9 protein-coding genes and 1 pseudogene are annotated in these 8,919 nt (G+C 42.5%); 6 read left to right on the top strand and 4 right to left on the bottom strand.

What is annotated here, in order from left to right; genetic code table 11:
* Window positions 1-111: 111 nt before the first annotated feature.
* Both dph5 and ACP5N5_RS04290 read right to left on the bottom strand, forming a co-directional pair.
* On the bottom strand, window positions 112-876 hold the full coding sequence (gene dph5 / locus ACP5N5_RS04295; RefSeq protein WP_428133248.1) for a diphthine synthase: 765 nt from the start codon (window positions 874-876) through the stop codon (window positions 112-114).
* A 324-nt stretch (window positions 877-1,200) separates the two neighbouring features.
* Window positions 1,201-1,762, bottom strand: a pseudogene (locus ACP5N5_RS04290) (rubrerythrin family protein).
* Between the two features lie 138 nt (window positions 1,763-1,900).
* On the opposite strand from ACP5N5_RS04290, the gene gapN reads away from it, so the two are divergent.
* Window positions 1,901-3,421 carry an NADP-dependent glyceraldehyde-3-phosphate dehydrogenase gene (gene gapN, locus ACP5N5_RS04285; RefSeq protein WP_428133246.1) on the top strand — a complete coding sequence of 507 codons (1,521 nt, stop codon included), beginning with the start codon at window positions 1,901-1,903 and terminating at the stop codon, window positions 3,419-3,421.
* A 79-nt stretch (window positions 3,422-3,500) separates the two neighbouring features.
* On the opposite strand, the gene ACP5N5_RS04280 is transcribed toward gapN, so the two are convergent.
* Entirely contained in the window at window positions 3,501-4,829 is a 1,329-nt protein-coding gene (locus tag ACP5N5_RS04280) for a glycosyltransferase family 87 protein (RefSeq protein WP_428133244.1), read from the bottom strand.
* A 100-nt stretch (window positions 4,830-4,929) separates the two neighbouring features.
* On the opposite strand from ACP5N5_RS04280, the gene ACP5N5_RS04275 reads away from it, so the two are divergent.
* Complete coding sequence (locus ACP5N5_RS04275) at window positions 4,930-5,718, top strand: isopentenyl phosphate kinase (RefSeq protein WP_428133241.1); 789 nt, start codon at window positions 4,930-4,932, stop codon at window positions 5,716-5,718.
* 245 nt (window positions 5,719-5,963) lie between these two features.
* Window positions 5,964-6,209, top strand: a complete 246-nt coding sequence (locus ACP5N5_RS04270; RefSeq protein ID WP_012609108.1) for a hypothetical protein — start codon at window positions 5,964-5,966, stop codon at window positions 6,207-6,209.
* A 5-nt stretch (window positions 6,210-6,214) separates the two neighbouring features.
* Here the strand turns inward: ACP5N5_RS04270 and eno are convergent, their stop codons facing one another.
* Complete coding sequence (gene eno / locus ACP5N5_RS04265) at window positions 6,215-7,522, bottom strand: phosphopyruvate hydratase (protein ID WP_276813887.1); 1,308 nt, start codon at window positions 7,520-7,522, stop codon at window positions 6,215-6,217.
* 28 nt (window positions 7,523-7,550) lie between these two features.
* Here eno and ACP5N5_RS04260 point away from each other — a divergent pair, with 28 nt between their 5' ends.
* Genes ACP5N5_RS04260 through ACP5N5_RS04250 form a run of 3 tightly spaced genes read left to right on the top strand, consistent with a single transcriptional unit; the run spans window position 7,551 to window position 8,623 of the window.
* Window positions 7,551-7,847, top strand: a complete 297-nt coding sequence (locus tag ACP5N5_RS04260; RefSeq protein ID WP_232216699.1) for a hypothetical protein — start codon at window positions 7,551-7,553, stop codon at window positions 7,845-7,847.
* Window positions 7,848-7,853: 6 nt separating this feature from the next.
* Complete coding sequence (locus tag ACP5N5_RS04255; RefSeq protein WP_428133237.1) at window positions 7,854-8,159, top strand: chromatin protein Cren7; 306 nt, start codon at window positions 7,854-7,856, stop codon at window positions 8,157-8,159.
* Window positions 8,160-8,164: 5 nt separating this feature from the next.
* Entirely contained in the window at window positions 8,165-8,623 is a 459-nt protein-coding gene (locus tag ACP5N5_RS04250) for a signal peptidase I (RefSeq protein ID WP_428133235.1), read from the top strand.
* Window positions 8,624-8,919 lie beyond the last annotated feature (296 nt).

Here is an 8,919-nt window from a genome sequence, read left to right as displayed (position 1 = left end):
CCGGACAGAGCGGGGGAATAAGAAATAAGGGGGTGAAGCAGGCAATTACAGGTATCCACCAGACCCGAACCCCTCACCTTAGACACTATTTATTTTCTTCGTCACGCGAAGTTAACCCGTTATCGTGAGGCCAGCTATATACCTGAGACTCTCTAACTCTATTGGATGAAGCCTGGCAGCGATGATTAGTGAATGAGGGGGAGGAGGATAACTATATCTTTTTAACTCGACAAGCCTCCCAGCCCTAATTACCTCACTACTCCATCCAAGCCTAGCCACGCCAATGCTTATTTGATTCATTAATTGTCGTTTCTCGTCGAGCTCCGTAAGTATATCTATAGCCTCTGGAATACTCATCGCTAACCCCTCCTCTAACCTGAGATCGAGCAGTACGAGTGTATGGAGGTTTCTACCTAGATTATCATATATGGTTTCGATAACACTGTATGGTTTAAAGCTGTCAGGATATACTAGGGTGACTATTTTACCGAACCTATATGCTTGGAGGCCGATCCTGCTGTGAACTAGGTTCACCACCGATATACCGGTTACAACCTTAACGCTTACATTGCTCTTTAATGCTTCAACCCTAATAGCGTCATGTGTTGTTGCTGTAAATGGATCTCCGGCACAGAGTATCGCGATATTACCCTCCTTAGCCTCTTCTACTATTCTATTAATACCCTCCCCTTCTAAGTCCCTTCTTTTAGCAAACACTATCTCAGCTGATGGATTGACATCTCTAAGCCAGTTGAAGCCGTCCTCATACATTGATGTATAGGTGTCAACATATATCTTTTCAGCACTCTTCAAAGACTCCAATGCTTCCTGAGTTAAATGTCTGCGTGAATAACCAGCACCAATGAAGATAAGCAAGGGGGACACCAGCCCTACACTGTAAAACTACATATGGAAGATCTAAATAAAAATGCCTTCTACTATTGTTTTATTTTCATGCTGGTTTGTAGCTTTTTCAGAATGCTTTATGGATTTTCTGCTACATATCTATTTTGAGAGCGATACAGTGAACTCTATTAGTAGTTGCTAATGGAAGAATACTACTCGATGAAGCCAACTCATTTGCCCGGGAAGGGCAGGTTCCCGGAAAACGGGTAATAAGGCAGGCGGCAACATCAACCGAATATGAACCATAATGATCAAAAACCCTTTGGAAAAGGATCAGGATAGATTTAAAAATATCTAGAAGCCCCTATACATGTTCCTGGGGGCACCACATACAGGACATCTCTCTGGGGGTTCCTCACCAATGTACGTGTGACCGCAGACCGGGCAGATCCATACCTTGCCCTTTATAGGCATATCCCTGCCTTGATCCATGTATTCCTTTGCCTCCCTATATAGTTTTGCATGTATCTTCTCAGCTTCTAACGCGAATCTGAAGCTTTTCTCAGCCTCGCTAACTCCCTGGTATCTTGCCGCCTCGAGATACACTGGGTACATCTCGTTTACCTCGAATTCCTCACCCCTGATAGCTAGCTCCAGGTTTTTACTGGTTGAGCCAGGACCGATAGGGGTTCCGGCTGATACAGTTTCATCAGTGTTGTACTCCCTTAGTACATTATAGTGGTTTCTAGCATGAACCTGTTCAGCGAACGCTATTGCTTTAAATAATCTAGCTACATTAGGAAAGCCCTCTTTCTCTGCTATCTCAGCAAATACCAGGTATCTCATATGAGCCATTGATTCTCCGCCAAAAGGCGTTTAATAGTAACTGCTTGGTCATGGCCTTTAGTTCACTCATTTCACTCACCATTTATTATTTACAACTTTAATACTTAAAAATTTTCTTCCCCACCTAGTAATACTTCTTCAAACATGTTTTAAACATTATTTAAAAATCTCACCAGAATATTTTAAGAATTTAGAGGGCTAAATTGATATGCTCGAGTTAAAATCAAGCCTCTTTGAGAAAATAGTCAAGAGAGAAGATAATACATTACACTTTAAAACTTATCTAGCTGGGGAATGGGTTGAGACAGAGGAATACTTCGACGTCTACACGCCTATAGATAACTCGTTAATAGCCAAAGTAGCTAAGGCTTCTTGGAATACCATGGATCCGGTACTCGAGCTCATTTATTCCAGAGGGCGGTGGAGGGTAAGGGACACACCCGGATGGAAGAGGCTTAAAATACTTGAGAAACTAGCCATCCTATTAGAGGAGCATAGAAGCGACATAGTCAACACGCTTATCATTAACTCGGGCAAAACAAGGAAGCAGGCTGAAGGGGAAGTCAATGCTTCAATAGAAAGAGTCAGGGCGGCATCACTAGATGTTAGAAAAATATTTGGAGAATACATGCCGGGGGACTGGGATGAAACAACAACTGAGACAGAGGCGGTGGTGCGCCGAGAGCCCTATGGAGTAGTGCTCGCCGTGGTACCATTCAACTATCCATTATTCGACACAGTGTCTAAAATCGTTTATAGCTTTGCAAGCGGTAACGCTATCATCATTAAGCCACCTTCAGCCGATCCAATACCAGTCCTCCTATTAGGTAGGCTACTGGAGGAGGCTGGGTTCCCGCGTGAGGGATTGGCCATAGCAACAATACCAGGCCGGGAGAGCTCGAGGCTTGTTTCGGATAGAAGGATTTCAGTAATAAGTTTCACAGGTAGTAGTGAAACCGGTAAGAAGATATTAGAGACGGCTGGAATCAAGCAATTCGTAATGGAGCTGGGAGGCGGGGATCCAGCCATAGTACTTCCAGATGCTGATCTCGATGATACAGCAGTCAAAATAGCTACTGGGATATATAGTTATGCGGGTCAGAGATGCGATGCAATAAGATTAATCCTCGTTCATGAGAAGATATATGATAAACTAAAGGATAGAATAGTTGGGGAACTTTCTAAGATACGTGTCGGCGATCCACGCAGAGAAGATGTTGACATGGGGCCCTTAATAGATGGGGCAACCGTTAAGCTATTAATGGAGGCTATTGAAGACGCTGTCAAGAAAGGTGGGAGAGTACTCTACGGGGGGAGAAGCCTCGGCGGAAACTACGTCGAACCAACACTGATAGAGTTCCCCGATAAGGAGAGGATTAAGGAGATAAAGCTATATCATGAGGAGGTCTTTGCACCAGTGGCAATTATAACTAGTTACAGGGATCTAAATGAAGCAGTAGACCTCGCGAACGGGAGAAGATACGGACTCGATGCAGCAATATTTGGACATGATATAGAATCCATTAGAAAGCTAATAAGACTTCTCGAATTCGGAGCCATATACGTAAATGATATGCCACGCCACGGCATAGGGTACTATCCTTATGGTGGTAGAAAGGACTCAGGCATAGGAAGAGAGGGCATAGGGTACTCTATAGAGTATGTTACAGCATATAAAACCATTATATATAATTATAGAGGAAAGGGTGTCTGGAAATATACCCTCTAAACCCGTTTTTTAGAGAATGACCCTCCACCACACATGATCCTGTAAATATTATGCTCATATTATGCTTACATGGAAAACATTAATGCTTAAACCACCGAGAATGATGTGTTACAAGGATCAACATATAGATCAGGTATGCATTATATATGATGGTTATCAATACAGCCGATATACTCCTCCCGTTATTGAGGATGCTGAATAAAGTATAGAAGGCAGGGGAGCTACGTATATAAATAATGAACTTATATATAATAGAGTCTATACCGACACTTAATGCAATGAGTTGCTCTGCTGAAACCCAGTTTGAATCCTCCACTATTAATATATCATCACCCACGACTGCAGCAGTAAACTCTATGAAGAAGCCAGCTATAAGCCCTATGAGTAGTGGGATGAATATGTAGAGGGATAGTAGTTTACTCGACAACCTCGGGAAATAACTCGATAAATATATCGTGATAAACAGAGAAGCCCAGAGATAGTAGTTGACATTCCCGACTTTATTAAGTAAAAGCAGTAGTATTGATGTAGCAGTAAAATATATTAGCAGCATGTCGGGATCCTGAGGAGCCCCTTTACGATAGAAATCAACGTATACTATTAGTAATGCCAGTGTAAACGGTATTATCCATACCCAAGTAAGCCATGAAGGGAGTGAAGCCAGGTTGAACCAGCTCAGGTAAACCGGGAGGGCCCAGAGGCTATATTGCTGGGGGTAACGGGAGCCATGGAACAATACTACTTTATTAATAAACCCCCAGGGATCATATATGAGGAAAGGCAGGGTAAATAACGAAGTCGTCAAGACAGCTGCCCCTATTGATTTAGCCATATTTCTATAGTCCCTCCGGGCAAGCAGTATTAATGGTATAAATAGAAAGAACACCGCTAGTAACTGCTTTATAAGCGCTGAAAGCACTATCATTATGGTTGACCTCACATACCTCCCCTCGGTTAAGTATATGAAGCCCATGAGCAGGAATAATACTGCTACCATGTCGAATTGAAAACTAGCTATTATAGCGTACCCAATGTAGTTCAAGAGCCATAGATTGCCGGCTGAACTTCCATATCTCCTCCTCAAGATGAAGTATATACAGTTGAATGCCATGATTAAGGGAAGCTTATCTATTAGCTTAACAGCGAGATTACCACCTATGCTAGAAGCTATGAGGTGGGTTGAAATAAATAGGTATACCGCTAATGGTGGATAAGCAACTTTAGCCCTAAACGGCCCGCTATATATTTCTAGTAACCTGCCTTCCTTAAAGTAGTCGAACCAGTAGTTTATAAAGTACCTTACATCATAGTAGTTCCAGCCGGATACAGCTAATACAAACACTACTATGTTAGCTACTATTATTCTCCATTCACGCCTGAGAAAGCTAGTGTTAAAGCCCGTCTTCACATTAGAGGCACCGCCGAATACTATTACTCAATAATGCTAGGAAAAACAATAAAATGTTTTACCTGTGTTTCCAATACTTGAAACGCGAAGGGTGCACGAATTGACACCGTTACAGGACACAGTATATGTTAAATTAGGAGGCAGCTTCATAACCATAAAAGACAAGCCTGTCACACTCAGGAGGGAATCCCTCGATGCTGTGACAGAGATCTTAAGGCAAGTATATGGTAGGGTAAAACTTATACTAGGGAATGGAGGGGGAAGCTTCGCTCACTATGCTGTGAGAAAGTATTGTGGAGACGGACGAATCGATTGTGTTGTGAAATGTCACCAGGCAACAAGGTTATTGAATAGGATAATCACAGATCACCTTGTCGAGGCCGGTATACCTGTATCAAGTATTCAAACAAGTGCGGTGATCACGGTAAGCCAGGATGGGGAATTCAAGGTTTTCTCGGAACCGGTGTACAATTTTATCTCGGCTGGACTCATACCGCTTCTATACGGGGAATGCATACCATGGAGCAATGGATACCATGTGGTATCCACTGAGAAAGTATTCGAATTACTTGCAGAAAGCATTAAACCAGCACGCATTGTGCTTTTAACAGATGTTAAAGGAGTATATACTTGTAACCCTTCCAGGTGTAGTGATCCGGTTTTAATTAAATCTATAAATAAGAATAATATCAGTCAAGTCCTTGAGCAACTTAGCAAAGAGAAGAATAATGATGCAACGGGTGGGATATATAGTAAGGTGAAATCGATGCATGAGTTATCTGAGAGACTAGGGGTTAGAGTGATCATAGCGTCCGGCTTCAGTAGGCAGGACGTTGTTAACGCTATTCTACATGGAGATATCTCCGAGGGTACTATAATAGAGCCATAGCTTCAACATCAGAAGCCTGGTGTATGTCATCGCCAAAGCGGCTACACGCTTTTAACCATCATCATCGATTAATACTACATGGCAAACTCGTTTAAATACCTGGTTTATTAATTGGAGACTTTCACCCTGATATAATGTTTTTCAACGTTATCCTGAGGGGAATCGATAAAGGAACTGGAACAGTAATATCACTAGCCCTAGGATTTAAATGTCTTTAACAAGGGCATAATGATAAAGGGGTTTAAATGTGGATCGATAAAATAAGCAACGTGCTAAACGGGTTCTTTACGGTCTTAAGCGGTATAAATGGTGTGGGGGTATGGTTATTTCTAATAGGGTTCACCATACTAATGATTATTGGTCTATCAATAGCTATAACTATACTCATTAGGGCGGTAAAAGAGATACCGAACCTCACTGTGAGTCAGTTTATCAAGCTAACAGTGATAACGGCCATAGTATTAATGATTATAGGTATATTTATCCCGTGAAAAAATCATGGTTTTCTCGGGAACACCCTGAATCCAGGATACCTCGGCTTTTCCAATTCCTCGGCTATCTCTAGTAGCCTATTATATTTAGCAGTTCTCTCCCCTCTACCCGGTGCACCAGTCTTAATTAGTCCAGTGGATAATCCAACAGCTATATCAGCTATACTGGTGTCCTCTGTTTCACCACTCCTATGACTGATTATTGCCTTATACCTGTTTTCATGTGCCATCCTAACTACTTCAATGGTTTCGCTCAGGGTTCCAACCTGATTGACCTTAACTAATACGGCGTTTCCAGCATTGCTCTCGATACCCTTAGAGAGCCTGGCAGGGTTTGTTGTAAATAAGTCATCTCCAACTATCAGGATCTTATCCCCAAGTCTTCTACGCATTTCAGCGAATCCCTCGAAGTCCTCCTCGTATAACGGGTCCTCTATACTTACTATCGGGTAGTCCCCTACTAGTTTCTCGTATAATTCAAGCATTTCATTCCTACCTAACTCCCTTCCTTCAATGACGTATACTCCCTTATCCTCTCTATAAAATTGAGAGCTGGCTGCATCAAGTGCTATCGCTATCTCTCCACCCGGCTCATACCCAGCCTTCTTTACCGCTTCAACTAAGAGATCTAGTGCATCACGTATCTTCTCGAGGGGAGGAGCATACCCGCCTTCATCACCAACATTAACTGCTGAAGGACCATACTTGTTCTTTAAGACTATTTTTAATTCATGGTATACCTCGACAGCCGCCCTTATGGCGTCGTGGAAGCTGTTGAAGCCGGCGGGAACAATCATAAATTCTTGGAAATCTAGCTTGTTCCCAGCGTGTACCCCGCCATTAATTATATTTAGAAGCGGTACCGGGAGTAATTCCGCTGTCCTACCACCTAGATAGTAGTATAGGGGCACACCCATGGTTGATGCCGCAGCCTTGGCTACAGCGAGGCTTGTCGCCACAATAGCGTTTCCACCAAGCCTGGCCTTATTAGGGGTACCATCTATCTCAATTAGTTTACCATCTACCTCGTATTGATGCCTTGAGTTCAAGCCTATTATGGTGGGGGCAATTACTTTGTTAACGTTTTCCACAGCTTTCGAGACACCTTTACCCTTGAACTCTTTTCCACCATCCCTTAATTCCACGGCTTCATGCTTGCCGGTGGATGCACCGCTGGGGGCGTTAGCTACCCCTATTCCAAGACCCTCTGTTACTACTCTGACCTGGACTGTTGGATTACCCCTGCTATCCAGTATCATCCTGGCTTTTACATCTTTTATTACATATGCATCATCATATATTTCTAGATACATTCCAGGCACACCCATGGTGGTAATTAACATGGAGGAGTTATTATGGTTATTGCTTCTAGTAAATATTACTGCATCATATATACTATGGTGTATATTCACCCTTCGATTCTACGGGAAGATAAAAAACACATACTTATACCTGGCTTTCCCACTAGCAATACTATCCATAGTGCTGGTTTTTAAAACCAATAACTATTATATCCTACTGCCCACCTTGCTCACAACATTGATATTGTACATTATATTGGCGAGGAATAAGGGTAGAAAAATTATTTTAGCACCTTTACCACTAATTATAGCAATACTGTTAACAATGGAGGGATAGTATACCATGAGTAAGCAGCCACAGTTGAAATGCCCTAAATGCGGTAGTAACGAGGTGGATGTTGAGAAAACATGGCAACTCACATCCCCCTTACCGGATACCCAGGGCAGGATCACTATAACAATTATGGGTGTAGTTAAGTGTAGAAGATGCGGGTATAAATGGAGAGGGGTTGTTAGCAAGTTAAAGGTTGGTGGTGGAAAAGTAGAGATAGAGGGGGAGAAGATGAGTAAAGTAATTGAGGGCGGAGAGGAGCCGAGACCGCCTAAGGAAATCATACTGGATATCGACGACATTATGAATGAGGAGTAATAGTAATGAATTTAAGCTATAGCAGGATACTATATTATACGACAGTAATAGTATTCACAGCAATGCTCTTAACCCTGATCGCCTTGGTTGCTCTACCAATAATCCTGAACGGCTTCTCTCCCTTGGCCGTAGTAAAAGGATATAGCATGCTTCCAACACTAAGGGAGGGAGACATAGTTATCGTGCAAAAAGCGACTCCGGAGGCTATAAGACCCGGCGACGTGATAATATATAGTACTGGGGGAAAGCTCATAATACATAGGGTAATAAAAGTAGTAATCAGGAATGGAGAATACTATTATGTTACCAAGGGAGACAATAATTCACTACCGGACTTTATGTATTTCGAAAACAACATAGGAATACCATATAATAGGGTACTTGGAAAAGTAGTAAGCATCAACGATTATATAGTTAAAATACCTTATCTAGGGTACCTCGCCTTATTTCTTAAAGGAGGTTAAACCCGGCGGGAGCTATAGGGAATGTGGCCCAAACCTCCTGCTCCAAAGGAAACCCCGCCCATCAATGCATGGAGGAGATCGGGGTGAAGGAAGAAAAGAATAAAATATATCAAAGTTCAGCTAGGCTGGCTGGGCTGGACAATGGTTTGATACTAATAGAGAAATCACACTGATCCATTCTAGAACAAGCTTGGAATTCTAAAGCTTTTAAAAGGAATGCTATGATATTATAATGAATGCGTGCCGCCGTAGTATAGCCCGGTCAAGTATGCGGGCCTTTCGAGCCCGTGACCCGG

The organism is Desulfurococcus sp., from assembly GCF_049970475.1.
Classification (GTDB): domain Archaea; phylum Thermoproteota; class Thermoprotei_A; order Sulfolobales; family Desulfurococcaceae; genus Desulfurococcus; species Desulfurococcus amylolyticus.
This window is presented reverse-complemented; position numbering and strand designations above follow the sequence as displayed.